The organism is Pseudonocardia sp. C8, assembly GCF_014267175.1.
Classification (GTDB): Bacteria; Actinomycetota; Actinomycetes; order Mycobacteriales; family Pseudonocardiaceae; genus Pseudonocardia.
In genome coordinates this window covers 421,625-435,859 of the sequence record NZ_JACMTR010000002.1, presented here as the reverse complement: position 1 = coordinate 435,859, position 14,235 = coordinate 421,625, and the positions used below count along the sequence as shown (strand labels likewise).

The window sequence follows — 14,235 nt, the reverse complement described above, 5'->3', positions numbered from 1 at the left end:
TGATCACCGCCCAGGCCTTGGCCGATCACCGGCCGGGCCGCGACCGCTCGCCGAGCCCCGGGTGTCGCCGCCGGACTCGCGTCCCGGCTCCTGCCAGGGTGGTGACCGCACGCGACCCGGCGCGACCCCTGCAGGGGCCGCCCCCGATTCGGAGGAGACACAGTGGGCGACATCGCCAGCAAGCTCGACAAGGCCTACGAGGACAAGCCGCTCGCCGAGCTCGCCGACGCACCGGTGGACGCGCTCCAGGGCGTCTCGGCTTCAGATGCCCAGCACCTCAAGGACGCCTTCAACATCACCACCATCCGCGAGCTGGGCACCAACAAGTACTTCCTCTGGGCCCAGGCCATCGCCAAGCTCGCCGACTGACACCCCCTGGCCGGCCGGCCCGCGCGCGCCAGCGCTCCCGGCCGGCCTCTTCGGCCCCGGTCGGTACCGCCAGGACAGAACACCTCGCCCGGCTGGACGGCCGGAGCCGGCCACCGGCGGCGCCGTCACGGTCGCGGCGCTCCCGTGCATGGCCGCCCCGCGCCGCGCGCGGGCGGGCACCTCCGGGGTGTCTCACCACATCCAGTCGAGAGCGGTGCAGGTCCACTGCCGCCACGGCGAGTTGACCTCGCGGGCCGGGGACCAGCCGCGCACCCCACGCTCGGTCGTGACCAGGTAGTAGGCCCCGAACCGGCACGACACCTCCACCCGCTCACCGCGGGCCGGCTCCGCGATCGGCAACGGATCACCACGGAACCGCTCATCGCTGCGACAGTCGTCGACAAAATGACAGCCCCAGCCGTCAACCGAGTCGGCATAGATCGCCGAATCGACCAAATACCAGCCCGGATGACTGCCCAGGTCGGGCTCCCCGATCTCCTGAGCGCACGCCACGCCGGCCGGGAACACCACAACGAGCACGCAGGTCACCCCCACGACGAACCACAACCGAACAGCACGCATGTCCGCGAGGATGCGCGCCCCGCCGGATCCACAGGCCGGATCGCCGCCACTCATTCGCGAACGCGAACACCACCACAGCCCCTAACGCCCCACGCACGCGACTCACACCGCACGCGGTGCGACCGCCGGCCCCCGGAGCGACAGGGCTCCTTGCTGAGCTCAAGCAGTTCCGCGATCCTGCCCTATGCCACGCATCCCGACGCCTGCCCGGTGAGGGCTCTCGACACGTGGCTCGAGCTGGCCGGCGTCACAGACAGGCCGGTGCTGCGCCGGGTCTCCACCGGGAACCGGGCCACTCCGGGCGGGCGCCATCGGGCCTCGTGCACCGCCGGATCACCGCGCTCGTGTCGGCTGCCGGGCTCGACCAGCTCCCGAACAAGCCGAACTACAGCCCGCACTCGCTGCGCGCGGGCTTCGTCACCTGGGCCCATCTGCGCGGAGCGTCGGATCGCGAGATCGCCGCCCAGACCCGGCACCGTTCCTTGGCCTCGGTCGGAGGGTACGTGCGGGTCGCCACGGCCTGGGGGAAGAAAGCCGCGACCAACCTGGGACTGTAGGACAGCTCGAACAGTTGTACGATTATCCTGGCTGGCCGGGCTATCGGCCCGTGCGTGACACGCTTCCGGGAGGTCGACATGGACCAGCAGCGACGCGAGCCGTTCTATGTCGCAGGTTCCGGGTGCGGTGCGAGGGTCAGCGGGTTCGGGGGCCCGCCGGGCCGCTGCACGGGGGGCGCGACGTACGCCGGCGTCGTCATGTTTGCCACGGAGCAGAAGCAGATGTTGTGGCTGGCGTTCGCCTGCGCGGAGCACGCCGATCAGCTCGACGCACCGCGGCGGATGCTGCCGCGGGATGAGGCGGCGCGGGACGAGAGACACAGGAACGAGCAGGCCGCGCGGTCGGGTCGGCCCTACACCCGCCCGCAGCCGTTGGCGCTCGGCCGGGACGCCAGGGAGCTGCACGCGAAGGCGCTGCGCTGGGCTGCCGCCCACGCCGAAGCAGCGGAAGGGCTGATCCCGTGACCGCCGAAGACCCGACCCCGACCGTTCGGAGCCGCGCTCTCGCCTTCGGCATGTCCGAGGAGCGGCTCGCCGAGCATCTGGAGCGAGGCACGCTCCGGCTCGACGGCGAGGTCATGACCGATCTCGAGACACCGGCCCCGAGCGACACCCGGATCCACATCGCGGCCAGCCAGTGATCGACCCACCCTCTTGGGGTGGTCGCCGGAATCCCGGACACCGCTGGGCCGCGATGGTCGGTCGTGTGTCGGCCCGGCTCTGCTCCCGGCGATCAGCCAGGAGGAGGGGCTGTGGTGGCCTGCGGGGCACCCGTGTCTGATGCACCCGCCGGTGGCCCCCGAGCGGCTCAGCCCGCGCCCGGCCCCGGCCTGCCCCACCCTGCCGGCACATCTCGCCATGCCGCGCGCTGGAACTCTGCCAGCTCTGACAGCTGAGCGGGTTCCAGCCCGCGCACCCCGCTGAGGTTGGCGCCGCTGAGTTGGGAGGTCTCCAGCCCGCGCACCCCGCTGAGTCTGGCGCCGCTGAGGTCGGCGTCGCTCAGTTTAGCGCCGCTGAGGTCGGCGCCGCTGAGGTCGGCGTCGCGGAGGTCGGCGTCGCGGAGTTTGGCGCGGCGGAGGTCTGCGAGGCCGAGGTCGGCGCGGCGAAGGTCGGCTCCGCGGAGGACGGCGCTGCTGAGTTTGGCGCCGCTGAGTTTGGCGCCGTTGAGGACGGCGCCGCGGAGGACGGCACCGCGGAGGTCGGCGCCGCGGAGGTCGGCGTGGCTGAGTGTGACGTCGTTGAGGTTGGCGAGGCCGAGGTCGGCGTCCCGGAGGACGGCGTCGCGGAGGACGGCGTTGCTGAGGACGGCACGGCTGAGGACGGCGCCGCCGAGGTTGACGCCGCCGAGATTGGCCGCATACAGGCGGACCCGGCCCAGATGTAGACCGGTGAAATCGACACCGGCGAAATCGGCACGCAGCTCGATCCGGTCCGGGAGCTGGGCCAATACGGAGACGGCCGCGAGCACGTCCGGGGGCGGTTCCACCGGTCCCCCCGCAGCCGGCCGTGGTGCAGGCGCGGGTGCGCTGCCAGACGGGGCGTCCGGTGTCCCGTCCGGCAGCGGGCCGGACAGTGGATCAAGCGGGGTGCCGCGTCGGGGCAGGTTGGTGCGCACGAACGCGCTGAGCACCTCGACTACGGTGGTCTGGTCCTCGGGGTTGGCGGCCTCGACGGCGAACTGCTGCAGGGCGTAGATCCCGCCGAGCCGGATCGCCAGTGAGCCCTCCCCCTCCGTCGTGCCGAGGTGTTCGATTGCCTTGGCGTAGCGGTCGGTGAGATGCCCACGTGCGGTGATCTCGAAGGTCCGGTTCGCCACCTGAAGGCTCTGCGCGGCGGTGCGCGAATTCCGGTAGTTGATCCCGATCGTGACCAGCGCCCCGAGCCCGGCCAACGCCGCCAGCACGCTCGCCCGGGTGGTCACGATTGCCTGCGAGCGGGTCGCCTCCCGAGTCGCGTCCACCGACTCGGTCGCGCTCGGTGGGAGCGGCGGGTAGAGGGCGGGCACCGATACCCACCCCCACACCGCCACGCCCACCCCCAGCGCCACGCCCAGCACGAGTCCGGCCACGGCGACCCAGCGCGTCACCCGTGCCGACACCTGATCACCCACCCCGGATACGTCGCGCCTCACCGTCTTCTTGTTGCACATCGAGTGACGAGACGACACGGGCACCCGGTCCACCGTCGGGTCCCGAGCAGCGGGACCCGATCGACACGACCGACTCAACGCCGCCGACCGCGCCACGATCAACATCTGGCTATGAGCCCTCGTCGCGCCGCTTTCCTGGTCAGCCCGGAGTCCGGGGCGATTCATGCGTCGTTGTTGTCGGAGGTTGCTGTCACCCTGGGGTGCATGGCGACTACGGCTGAGCAGGTCGCGCGGATTCCAGTGGGGAATATTCGGGTGCCGCGTGCTGAGTTCGCCGCGGTCTGGGCAGCGGCGGAGTGCCGCTCATCCGAGCAGTCCGACCGTGGCCTCCTGGACTGGTACGCCGCGGCGGTGGTGGCGACGTGCAATTGGATGGCGTGTGCGATCTACCGGCCGCCGTGGGGCCGGCCGCATCCGGCGGAGGCGCCGGTGACTCGCACGCGAGCGTCGGCGTACGAGGAGCTGATCGAGGCCGAGTATCTCGCCGCGGAGCGGTTCGAGGAGCTGTACCCCGGTAGGGCGGATCGTGCTCCGGGTTGGGGTGATGGGGCGCGGGCGACGCTGCGGTGGGCCTGGCGGCGCGAGGGCCCACCGCCGGTCGATGTCTCGGGGTGGTCGGCGGCGGGGTAGGCCCCGCTGTCGGCCACCGTCACGATCAGGTGTCGGCGAGTGCTGGTTCGTCGTAGTCGTCGGCGGTGTCGTTGACGTCGATGTGCTGGTCGGTGTGCCAGCGGGCCAGTTCGGCGGCCCGCTCTTCTTGGTCGTCCACGGCGGTGTCGCGGTAGCGGATCTCGTCGAGGATGCGGCCGGCGTGGTTGAGGTGGTCGGTCGTCTCGGCTGCCTCAGGGACCCGGACCGCGTCCTCCAGCACCGGCGCCGGGCGGCTATCAGCGATGCCGCGGACGTCCTCGCGGAGACTGTCGGCCACCTCGCCGGCCTCGTCCTCGCACCACCCAACGGCCTCAACGTCCTCAGGAGCGTCGTGGACGTCGTCCTCTGTGACCTCGCGGTGCTGCTCATCCTCAGCCATCGCGGCGTCGTGGGCGGCCTTCCACTGCGCGGCGGTGACCCGGTCGTCGGGGTCGTCGGCTGCATCGCGGGCGGACAGCTCGGCCTTGGACAGTTCGGCCTGCACGCGGGTCTGGGCGGTGTGGGCGAGCCAGGCGCTGCGGGCGTCGTCGATCTCCTGGAGCTGGGCAGCTCGCTGCTCCAGGACCGTGGCCATTGCCTCGGCGTCGGCGGCCTGCTCGGCGAGCCGGTCCCGCTCCGCGTGGTCGGGGGTGGTGTCGATGGTGGCGCGGGTGACTGCGGCGTTCTGGCGCTGGGCTTCGGCGGCCTGGCGGGTGCCGGCGAGTTCGTTGGCGACGTAGCGCGGTGCCGCGGCGAGTTCCCGCTCGTAGGCGCGCACCCTCATGCGGAGCTGGCCGTTGGACAGCTCCAGGTGCTCGCGGTCGATCTCCGGCCGCCCGAGCGCCCGCCACGCCGCGCGGTGAGCCGCGAACTCCTCCGCCTGCCCGGGCTTCGGCGCTGGGCCCAGCGCGTCGGCCTGGTCGTGGTGGTCGCGGACCTCACGGTAGGCGGCGACCCGCCCGACGTCGTCGCACCACTGCTGCCGGGCCAGCGGTTCGGTCGGGACCGCGCCGAACGCCTCGATCGCCCACGTGGGCGGCTCGTCGGCCGCGGCCGTGCCGAGCTGGTCGGCGCGCTGGTCGGCGGCCTCGGCCAAGCGGTGCAGGTAGGTGTTCCACTCGGGGTTGTCGGTGCGTGGGATCCAGTCGGTCCACCGTTCCCCGACTGGGTCGAGGCGGTGGCTGTCGCGGATGCGGGAGTAGACGACGTTGCTGAGGTTCCGGGCCCCGGTCAGGGGGCCGCGTTCGACGGCCTCGGTGAGCACCGTGTGCGGGTCGTGCCCGGCCAGCTCGGCGCGGCGCAGGACCCGGGTGAGGGCGGCGGTGCCGTCCTCGGCGGCGATCCGGGCGCGCTGTTCGTCCGTGAGGGCACCGTCGTGCACGAGGCGGTCCAGTGACGCGCCGGTGCGTTCGGTGGCGGCGAGCTGGGCGGCGTCGGCGAGCAGCTCGACCGCCGTCCGGGCGCTGCCGGCGTACTCGGCGGACTCGGCCTCGATCGCCGACGCCGACCGGTCGAGGGCCAGGTCGGCGGTGTCGAGGATCCCGGCGAGTACCGCGACCGGGTCGCGGTGCAGCTCGTGCCGCTCGGCGCTGCCGTCCGCGGGGTCCTCGGGCGCGACCCGGGTCGTGACGTGAGCGGTGTTGCGGTCCCGCCCGCGGGACATGGCGACATACAGGGAGTTCGCCCGGGTCGTCGGGGTGACGACGGTGTGGGTGGTGTGCACGGTGGCGCCCTGCCCGGCGTAGGTGGTCCCGGCATAACCGAGGGCCAGGTGCTCGCTGACATACGAGGCGGGCAGGACCATCCGGACGCCGATGCCCTCGCCGTGGGTGTCGGTGGTGACCTCCAGGGCGCCGTCGTCGCGGACGGCGGTGACCCGGTAGAGGTCGCGGTTGAGCGGGCCGCGGCGGTTGCCCTCGTAGCCGGCCAGGTCCCAGTTGTTGTCCCGGGCCTCGACCAGGTCCCCGATCCCGGCGGTGGTGCCGTCGAACCCGAGCCGAACACCATCCTCGGCGACCCGGCCGAGCGCGACGAGTTCAGTGCGGATCGCGGCCGAGACGCGGGCGGCCTGCTCGTTGGTGTCGACCAGCAGCAGCGACCGACGCCCGGCGAGGTGGTCGGCCAGCCACCCGCGCGCCGCCGAGGCCTCGGCGGCCTCGCGGGTGCCGGAGTCGAGGAGCCGGCCCTGCTGGTGGTACGTGCGCAGCACGGCCTCGTCGCCGTCACGCAGCCGCAACGACGCGGTGCGTTCCCACTCGGCGTTGAACCGGCGGGCGTCGGCCAGCTCGTAGCGTGACCCGGCCGCGGCGAGCAGGTCCATCCCGCCGCCGGCACCCACCGCGGACAGCTGCCGGTGGTCGCCGACCAGCAGCAGCTTCGCCCCCGCCTGGTCCGCTCGTCGGTGGATCGCCGCCAGCGCAGCGGTGTCGGTCATGCCGGATTCGTCGATCACCACCAGGTCCCCCTCACCCAGCCGCCACGCCTCGTCCCCGTCGGCTGCCCGCCGCTCGGCGGGTGCGGCGGCGAGCCGGTCCTGCGTGACGAGCCACCGGGCGATGTTCGACGCGGCCAGCCCCTCCGCGGTCAGGACCTCGGTCGCCTGCTGGCTGGTCGCCAGCCCGAACACCCGCCCCGGTCCCTTTGTTGGGCCGCCTGGTGGGTGCAGGGTGGGGTCGGTCCAGGCGCGGGCGAGGGTCCCGACCACGAACGACTTCCCGGTGCCCGCCGGCCCGACGAGGGTCTCGACCCGCGCGCCGGAGGTCAGGATCCCGCGCACCGCCGTCGCCTGGTCGACGCCGAGTTCGATCCCCTCGCCCCGAAGCGTGCCCAGGAACCGGTCGGCCTGGGCCGTGGTGAGCGCCGCCCCGTCACGGGACTGGGTGGCGGCGAGCAGGATCCGCTCGGAGCGGACCTGCTCCGGGGTGCAGAAGACCTTCCCGCCCGGGGCGGAATACACCGACTCGCCATCGGCGCGGCGCAGTTCGTCGGGCAGCACCTCCGTCGCGGGGTTGTCGGCCTCCAGCGCGACCGCGTACTCGAGTGCGTGGTCGGTGAGCTGATCGAGCAGCGCCGCGACGTCGCCGCCGTCGGGGCAACCGAGATAGTCCGGCAGCGCCGCGTTCACCGCGCGGACCAGGTCCGAGCGGGTCCACCCGGACTTGCGCGACGCGACGTCCTCCAGGGCTATCTCGATCACCGCTTGGGGGTTGAACGCCTGCGGGGCCACGCCCTCCCGCCGCGCGGCGAGCGCGGTGTCCGCGATCCCGGCCAGACCGCCGGCGATGTCGGCCTGCAGCCGGTCCGCGACACGGTCGAGGAGCTGCTCGCGGCTCTCGCCGTCGTGGGACTTCGCCGCCCGCGTGGCGAGGGTGGCCTGCTGGGACAGGCGGTCGCGCTCGACACCGTTCGGGGCGCGGCCGTAGCGGGCCTCGAACGCCCCGATCAGCTCGGCCGCCTTCGCCGTCACCGCATGCCGCCGGGTACTGACCAGCGACATCGCCTCGGCGCTCACGCCGACGACCTCGCGGGACTTCCCGTCCGGGCGCGTGGCGACCAGGGCCCCGATCGTCGCGGCGAGCCGCTCCTCGGTCGTGCGCTCCCCCACCGCCCCCGCACCCGCCCGCCAGCGGTGGATCGCCCGCGAGTCCAGGGTCCGCCAGACCCCGTCCGGGCCCATCACCCGGTTCAGGATCGCGTTGTGGACGTGCAGCTGCGGGTCCCGATCCCGGGAGTCGTGCTGGAAAAACGACGCCACGGTGAACGCGTGCGCGTCCACCCACCGCCCCGCCGCACCGCCATGATGGCCGATACGGGCGTAGCCGGCCTTGTCCTCCAGATAGGCAAGCGCGGCGTTGTTCCCCGCCCAGATCGCGTCCTCGACCGCCTGCCGGAACTCGCCCCACGCCGCCGCCGTCTCCTCCTCGCCAGCCTTACGGGCGGCGACCTCGCGGGCCTCGAACGCGGTGTGCAGCAGCGTCACCGACTTCTGCACGCTGAACGTGGCGTCCAGGAACGCCACGTTGTGCCGGGCCGCCTTCCCGGCCTCGGTCCGCAGCTCGGCGCGGCGTTCCGCCGCCGCGTCCGGCTCCCGTTCCAACGCCTGGACATACAGATCGTCCTCGGACAGGTACCTGCGTCCGGTGTGTCCCAGCGTCCCAACCTCGTCCCACCGGGACGGATCACCGAACCCCTCGTCCCGGGGGTCGAGGAACCGCTCGTAGAGCGCGCGCATGTCCTGGGCATCGACCAGACCGGCCAGACCGAGCCGCTCGGCGCCGGCACCCCACCACCGGCCCGGTGGCTCGCCCTCGGCGACCGCTCCGGTGTAGTAGTTCTCCCGCCCGGTCGCGACCTCCTTCAACAGGTAGTCCGGCGAGTAGCCCGTCGCGATCCTCAACACCCCGACCACCCCGAAACGATCTTCCGACCGGCCCCGTCAAGATCGACAACGCGGGCGGTTCGGCGTGGCCGGCCGGAGGCCGGCCCGCCCCCTCGGATCGTGATGCCTCGGTGTGAGGCCTTGGATCTTGGGGTGCTCTTGGTCTGTTCGGTGTAGTCGCTCTCGCTGCTGGTGATGTGCTCGGTCGCGGTCCTCGTGGTGCTGGTCTGCTGGGTGGTCTCGCTGCTGGTGGTCATGTCTGGGTCCTGGTGGTCTGCTCGGTGGTGACGAGGTGCAGGCCGGTGGTGGCCTGCTGGGGCTGTTCGCGGAGCTGCTGGAGAGCCCGTGCTGCGGTTCCCCGGCCGACGTCGGCGAGGTCCTGTAGCTCGCGCACGGTGGGTAGGTCCCCGTGGCGCTGCTGGTGGGCGCGGGCGGTGTCGCGGGCGCGGTCCTGAGCCGGGGCGACCGCCCCGGCCTCCCCCACCCCGCCGCCGTCCGGCACCGGCTGGGACAGCTCGGGACGCTGGGACGGCCCGGGGTGGGACACCGGGCGGGACAGCGCTGGGACACCCGGCGTGTCCAGGGCGGGACGGTCAGGCTGTCCCGTGTCCCAGCCCGCCCGGCCCGACACCACCGGCTCACGACTGCGCAGCGCCACCTCTGCCACGGCCGGCACCAGACCACCGGAGGAGGCCGGCGTGGCGACCGTGGAGCTGGGCGTGGTGGTGCGGCGGGCGTGATCGTCGGCGGCGAGTAGGTAGAGCAGGTGCGCCACGACCGCGGCAGCGATCGCGGGCCACGCGCCGACCCCGAACCGCAGCATCGCCGCCGCCTCTACCGCTGGCGCACCCGGCACCGGCGCCGGCCCGGCTAGGAACACCGCCTGTGCGACCCCCGACAGCCCGGCGGCGACGATCACAACCGCCCACGCGTAGCGCGCCGCCCGACCGGACAGCCGCGCTGTGGCGGTGTAGGCGACCAGCGCGAGCCCATCGGTGATCAACGGGTACAGCCACGCGATCCCGGCCGGGACCCGCGCAGCCACGGCGACCTCGTAGAGGCCGTGGGCGGTCGCGACCGCGGCACCGACTGCCACCGCCAGGCCGGGTAGCCACAGCCCGGCCCGCGACCACCGCCCCGACCGCGCCGTCGCGGGCTCGGTCACGGGGGCGTCGCTGCCCCACAGGTTCGTCGTCTGCCCGGTGCTCATCGCCGGCCACCTCCGACCGGCTCGGGCGCGGCGGCGTCGCGGTCGTGGGCCCACCACTGGGTGATCGCCTCGACCGCGCCCCGGCCGGGCACCTCGATCGGGCCGCTCGGGGCGCTGCTCCAGCCCGGGCGGGTCTGGTGTCGCTCGGATGAGCAGCCGCCGGCCTGCTTCTTGACCCGGGCGACGACGCCGGGGCGTTGGCGGTCGTGCCAGTCGCCTGCTGCTCCGACCGAGGCGCCGGGGCCTTGGTAGGCGGCGCACCAGGCGTGCATCAGCCACAGGAGTTCCTCGACGACCTCGGGGTGCCACAGCCAGCACTCGGGCAGCACCTGCGCCCCGTCCGGATACCGGAGGAAAACCGTCTCCAGCCAGGCGCACAGCTCGTCGAGCAGCCGCGCGACGTGGTCGGGGTCGGTGGGGGCCAGTAGCCAGGACGGTGCTGCCGGGATCCGCCGGCGCGCGGTCACCGCAGCCAGGGCCTGGGAGAGTTCGCCGACCAGCTTCGCCAGCGCCTCGACCTGCCCGGGGACCGGTTCCAGCTCGGCCACCGCACGGCGCAGGGCGTCGAGTTCACGGGCCAGTCCCGCCAACACCGACCGATCCGTCGCCTCCGGCGGTTCCGGGTGCATAGGGCCGGTCACCGCGGCTCACCACCCGCGACGTCGTCCCGGCCGGCCGGTAGCGCGGCCACCGTGGGGTCGGTGCTGGTGTGGATACGGCGCAGCTCGGCGAACATCGCGTTGGCCTCCGCGGCTCGCCGGGCGGGTTCGGCGAACCGGGCCGGCCACCGCCGCGCCAACACGACCAGGACCCATTCGATCTGGTGGTCGCGCCAGGTCGCCCACCGATCCACGCGCCGACGCCACCGGGTTTCGGCCTCGATCCGCGCGAGCAGTCGCACCCGGCGGCGCACGTCGCGCCGCCGCCACGCCATGCGGGTGCGGCCGATCACCGGCGCGATCCCGCGGCGGATCACCACGACCCGCCCGGCGGGCAGGTTCGCGATCTGCGCCGGAGCCAGAACGGGAACCTTGCGCACAGTGCGAGAGGCCACCTTGCCGTTCGTGTCGGTGGTGGTGATCCGCTCGTCCCGCTCCCCGGCCAGGGTGGACCAGAACTCCAGGTCCGCCTTGTCGCGGGTCCCACCGAAGATCATCAGGGCGGCGGTGTTGTTCAGGATCGTCGCCGCCCCGTGCTCACCCCACCGCCCCAGGATCTGGGCGCGGGACTGGAACGCCGCGACGATGTTCACACCCCGACCACCCATGTCCGCCGTCCAGCTCTCGAGCGGCACGGGTGAGATGAGAGCGGCCTCGTCAAGGAACAACCCCAGCGGCGGATCCAGACGACCCTTGGGCTGGTACGCGGCCAGCCGGCGGGCCTCACGGGCGATGTGGCCGGTCAGCGCGCACACCAGCGGTGCGGTTTGGGCCTCCTCGGCGCCGAGCAGGAACACCGTGGCCCGCTGGTCGAGCAGGCGGGCGACGTCGAAGCCCTGGCCGGGCTCCGCGGCCGCGGCGGCGGCCGGGTGGGTCAGCCACCCGAGCGCGGGCATCACCGACGAGGTGATCGACGAGCGGGTGCGGTCGTTGGTGGTGATGAACTGCATCGCGTCCTGCTCGAACGCCTCCACCCCCGACCTACGGAGCAGAGCCGGAACCTCCCGGCCGGCCAGATCCGGGTCAGCCACCCAGCCCAGCACGTCCGGCATCCGCTTGTCGCCGAGGGCCGCAGCGTGCAGCAACGCGGCCAGCACACGACGGGCCTGACCGTCCCAGAACGCCCGATCCCCACCCGAACCGCGCGAGACAGCGGCGATCATGTCCGTGGCCCGCTCGGTCGCGGTCACCGCATCCGTGCAGCCAGTCAGCGGGTCGAAGGTGATCGACGACGCCCGCCCACCCAGGCCGGCGGGGTTGAACACGAACACCGAGCCCCGCCCGGCCCGCAACGGCCCGCACAGCTCCACGAGATCGGTACGGGTCGAGGTCACCAGCGCCGCGCCCGGCGCGTCCAGGACCCGGCCGGCCAGCCAGCCGGTCTTGCCGGTCCGCGGCCCGCCGACCACGATCACGACGTCCTCGGTGGAGGACCACACCCGCAACCCACCGGTCCGGCACAACTCCGTACCCGCCGCCGCGGTCGGCAACCGCAGACGCTCCCACCGCGACAGCGCAGCCAGCGACGGACGCACCGTCGTGGCCTTGCGGCGGACCGCGAGGGTGCCGGCGTGGCGGACGATGTCCAGCGACGAGGCAACGCCGACCTTGCGACGGCTACGGGCCGCCCACCGGTGCACCGTCGCCGACGACCGCGACCACCGGTGCCACACCACCGCCACCACGATCAGCGCGGCGAGGGCGAACGCCGGCCACGACAACGCCTGCAGCAACGTCGCCGCCGGCAACACCGCAATCACCCCGAGCCCGACCGCGAGGAAACGGGCCCCGCGCCCCCAGGCCAGCGCGGCGCCGGCGGCGAACACCAGCAGCACCACCAGCGTGGCACCCAGAGAAGCCAACACGGTGATCACTGATCGTCCTCCCATCCGGTCCGGCGCACCCACGCTCTGACGTCGGCGCGGTGGCGGGCGCACGCCTCGGCGTGGCCGTCCTCGTTGTCGTCGGGGTGTGACTCGTACGGGCCCCGGTCGGTCACCCGCTGCCCACAGGTGGCGCACCGCCACGACGTCGTCGGCGCCCGGAACGAGGGCCACCGATCCGGCTCCGGCTGGGGTTCGCGGCCCTCCACGAGCCACTCGAACGCCAGCTCGGCCCGTGACCGGCCCCCGCCGTCGCCCGCGCTGTCCAGGCCGAGGGCGGCGCCGATCTCGTCCCACGACCGACCCGCCGCACGCGCTGACTCCGCGAACTCTGCGAGCTGGCGGGCCGCGGCGTTGCGGGCCACCAGCGCCGCCGTCACTCCGGCGAGCGGGTTATCCAGGCGCGAGCGGGTCAGGACCTGATAGCCCTCGATCGGGTCCTCGTGGCGGACCGCGCCGAACGCCTCCACCGCACCGGACCACACCAGGGCACGCACCTGCGCCGCGAACAACCGCTCACGCTCGTCCTGCTCGCTGCGGTTCATCGCGCACCCCCGACCGGCGCGTGCATCTGGGCGGCGCGCAGGTCGGCGGCCCAGCGGTCCACCGTCCGCCGGGTCACCCCGCACTCGGCGGCGATCGTCGTCCGGTCTCGACCCGCTGCCAGCGCGGCGTAGCCGGCGTCGCGGGCCGGCGACACCGGCCCGCTCCCACGTCGAGCCGGCGCCGGGGTCATCGGCCTCGGCCGGTGCCCGCCCCGCGGACGGCGCCGCAGGGCAGCCCGCTCGTCCTCGCCCATCCCGCCGGCCACCCCGAACGGCAACGACTCCAGGGCCCAGGCCAGACACTCGGCTCGCACCGGGCAGCCCGCGCACACCGCCTTCGCCGCCGCCTCGGCCCGCTCCCGGGCCGGACCGGCCTCGGCGACCGGGAAGAACGTCTCCGGGTCGGTGCCCCGGCACGCCGCGTCGGCGCGCCAGCCCCGACCCTCGCCGACCCGCGGCCGGCGCTCTATCCTCGTCATCTCTCCTGCCTCCACATGCTTGTTGGTGGGGAGAGCGGCCCGGCGTCGTGTGTCCGCCAAGATCCCGTCGCCGGGCCGCACCATCCCGCTGCTGCTCCCGCTGTTCTTGCTGCTCATCGCGGCCTCCGCGGCTCCGGGACCCGCACCGGGGCCTCGAACAACCCCGGCCACCCGTCCAGCGCCTCACGCTCGGCCCGCCGATCCACGGCGCTGTCGCGCTTGACCCGCGCCCCCGGCACCACCCCGACCAGGTGCGCCAGCCACGCCGGCAACGGCTTGCGCTCCAACAGGGACAGGGCGATCACCCGCGACGGGCAGTCCCCCCGGCGTGACGTCGACACCCACCCGCAGCCGGGGCAGCGCCCGGCCGCCGGGGAGTCGTGATCCACCAGCACCTGTAACCGGCCCGTCCGCCCGGTCGGCTCCAACAGCCGCGCATCCAGCTCGGTGGCCTGCGGGCGCCGGTCCGGAACCCTCCACTCCACCGCCGTCCGCCGGGTCACAACCGCACCTCGACCGGCTCCGGAACCCGCCCCAGCTCATCCGGGCACAGCACCGACCCGTCCGGGTGCGAGAACTCCGGCACCACACCGGCGCGGGCCGGCCACCCCGACGGCGGAACGTCCACCACCGGGCCCCGGCACCCCGGGCACACCAGGGTCGTCACGTCGACGAGATCACTCTGGTCGTCCGCCAGATCCACCACCGGCGGGTCCTGCACCACGCTTGCGTTCATGCTGGCCTCCGAGATCGATAGAGAGGAGGGTCGGCCGGTCCGGCCCACGGGTGGCGGG

General features: G+C 73.7%; 14 protein-coding genes. 4 read left to right on the top strand and 10 right to left on the bottom strand.

Annotated elements, in window-relative coordinates; genetic code table 11:
• The first annotated feature begins 162 nt into the window (after nt 1-162).
• Nucleotides 163-369: a hypothetical protein gene (locus H7X46_RS02750; protein WP_186357899.1), complete on the top strand. Its 207-nt coding sequence runs from the start codon at nt 163-165 to the stop codon at nt 367-369.
• Between the two features lie 192 nt (nt 370-561).
• Here H7X46_RS02750 and H7X46_RS02745 read toward each other — a convergent pair whose 3' ends face one another.
• Nucleotides 562-951: a hypothetical protein gene (locus tag H7X46_RS02745; RefSeq protein ID WP_186357898.1), complete on the bottom strand. Its 390-nt coding sequence runs from the start codon at nt 949-951 to the stop codon at nt 562-564.
• A 320-nt stretch (nt 952-1,271) separates the two neighbouring features.
• On the opposite strand from H7X46_RS02745, the gene H7X46_RS02740 reads away from it, so the two are divergent.
• The 3 genes from H7X46_RS02740 (at nt 1,272) to H7X46_RS28995 (ending at nt 2,149) form a co-directional block, all read left to right on the top strand.
• The gene (locus H7X46_RS02740) at nt 1,272-1,508 is read left to right on the top strand and encodes a hypothetical protein (protein WP_186357897.1); all 237 of its coding nucleotides are present in this window, start codon (nt 1,272-1,274) and stop codon (nt 1,506-1,508) included.
• Between the two features lie 78 nt (nt 1,509-1,586).
• Nucleotides 1,587-1,973, top strand: coding sequence for a hypothetical protein (locus H7X46_RS02735; RefSeq protein ID WP_186357896.1), 387 nt, complete (start codon nt 1,587-1,589; stop codon nt 1,971-1,973).
• Nucleotides 1,970-2,149, top strand: coding sequence for a hypothetical protein (locus H7X46_RS28995; RefSeq protein WP_222131175.1), 180 nt, complete (start codon nt 1,970-1,972; stop codon nt 2,147-2,149). Before H7X46_RS02735 ends, H7X46_RS28995 begins: the two co-directional genes overlap by 4 nt.
• 167 nt (nt 2,150-2,316) lie before the next feature.
• Here the strand turns inward: H7X46_RS28995 and H7X46_RS02730 are convergent, their stop codons facing one another.
• The 9 genes from H7X46_RS02730 to H7X46_RS02690 all read right to left on the bottom strand — a co-directional run bounded on the left by H7X46_RS02730 (nt 2,317) and on the right by H7X46_RS02690 (nt 14,177).
• On the bottom strand, nt 2,317-3,657 hold the full coding sequence (locus H7X46_RS02730) for a pentapeptide repeat-containing protein (protein ID WP_186357895.1): 1,341 nt from the start codon (nt 3,655-3,657) through the stop codon (nt 2,317-2,319).
• Between the two features lie 655 nt (nt 3,658-4,312).
• A complete protein-coding gene (mobF, locus tag H7X46_RS02725) occupies nt 4,313-8,686 on the bottom strand; it encodes a MobF family relaxase (protein ID WP_370588577.1) in 4,374 nt (1,457 codons plus the stop codon).
• A gap of 232 nt (nt 8,687-8,918) precedes the next feature.
• Nucleotides 8,919-9,875, bottom strand: a complete 957-nt coding sequence (locus H7X46_RS02720) for a hypothetical protein (protein WP_186357893.1) — start codon at nt 9,873-9,875, stop codon at nt 8,919-8,921.
• Nucleotides 9,872-10,468, bottom strand: a complete 597-nt coding sequence (locus H7X46_RS02715) for a hypothetical protein (RefSeq protein ID WP_370588576.1) — start codon at nt 10,466-10,468, stop codon at nt 9,872-9,874. Before H7X46_RS02715 ends, H7X46_RS02720 begins: the two co-directional genes overlap by 4 nt.
• A gap of 44 nt (nt 10,469-10,512) precedes the next feature.
• Complete coding sequence (locus tag H7X46_RS02710) at nt 10,513-12,408, bottom strand: type IV secretory system conjugative DNA transfer family protein (RefSeq protein ID WP_370588574.1); 1,896 nt, start codon at nt 12,406-12,408, stop codon at nt 10,513-10,515.
• Nucleotides 12,405-12,962: a hypothetical protein gene (locus H7X46_RS02705; protein WP_186357891.1), complete on the bottom strand. Its 558-nt coding sequence runs from the start codon at nt 12,960-12,962 to the stop codon at nt 12,405-12,407. Before H7X46_RS02705 ends, H7X46_RS02710 begins: the two co-directional genes overlap by 4 nt.
• Complete coding sequence (locus H7X46_RS30490) at nt 12,959-13,558, bottom strand: WhiB family transcriptional regulator (protein ID WP_370588573.1); 600 nt, start codon at nt 13,556-13,558, stop codon at nt 12,959-12,961. Before H7X46_RS30490 ends, H7X46_RS02705 begins: the two co-directional genes overlap by 4 nt.
• Entirely contained in the window at nt 13,555-13,944 is a 390-nt protein-coding gene (locus H7X46_RS02695) for a hypothetical protein (protein WP_186357890.1), read from the bottom strand. Before H7X46_RS02695 ends, H7X46_RS30490 begins: the two co-directional genes overlap by 4 nt.
• Nucleotides 13,941-14,177: a hypothetical protein gene (locus tag H7X46_RS02690; protein WP_186357889.1), complete on the bottom strand. Its 237-nt coding sequence runs from the start codon at nt 14,175-14,177 to the stop codon at nt 13,941-13,943. The genes H7X46_RS02695 and H7X46_RS02690 overlap by 4 nt, the downstream gene beginning before the upstream one ends.
• Nucleotides 14,178-14,235: the final 58 nt, after the last annotated feature.

Excerpts from the sequence above, each read along its gene's own strand:
- H7X46_RS02730 (WP_186357895.1), bottom strand. The coding sequence starts at position 3,657 with ATGTGCAACAAGAAGACGGTGAGGCGCGACGTATCCGGGGTGGGTGAT.
- H7X46_RS02720 (WP_186357893.1), bottom strand. The coding sequence starts at position 9,875 with ATGAGCACCGGGCAGACGACGAACCTGTGGGGCAGCGACGCCCCCGTG.
- H7X46_RS02735 (WP_186357896.1), top strand. The coding sequence starts at position 1,587 with ATGGACCAGCAGCGACGCGAGCCGTTCTATGTCGCAGGTTCCGGGTGC.
- H7X46_RS02690 (WP_186357889.1), bottom strand. The coding sequence starts at position 14,177 with ATGAACGCAAGCGTGGTGCAGGACCCGCCGGTGGTGGATCTGGCGGAC.
- H7X46_RS30490 (WP_370588573.1), bottom strand. The coding sequence starts at position 13,558 with ATGAGCAGCAAGAACAGCGGGAGCAGCAGCGGGATGGTGCGGCCCGGC.
- H7X46_RS02745 (WP_186357898.1), bottom strand. The coding sequence starts at position 951 with ATGCGTGCTGTTCGGTTGTGGTTCGTCGTGGGGGTGACCTGCGTGCTC.
- H7X46_RS02705 (WP_186357891.1), bottom strand. The coding sequence starts at position 12,962 with ATGAACCGCAGCGAGCAGGACGAGCGTGAGCGGTTGTTCGCGGCGCAG.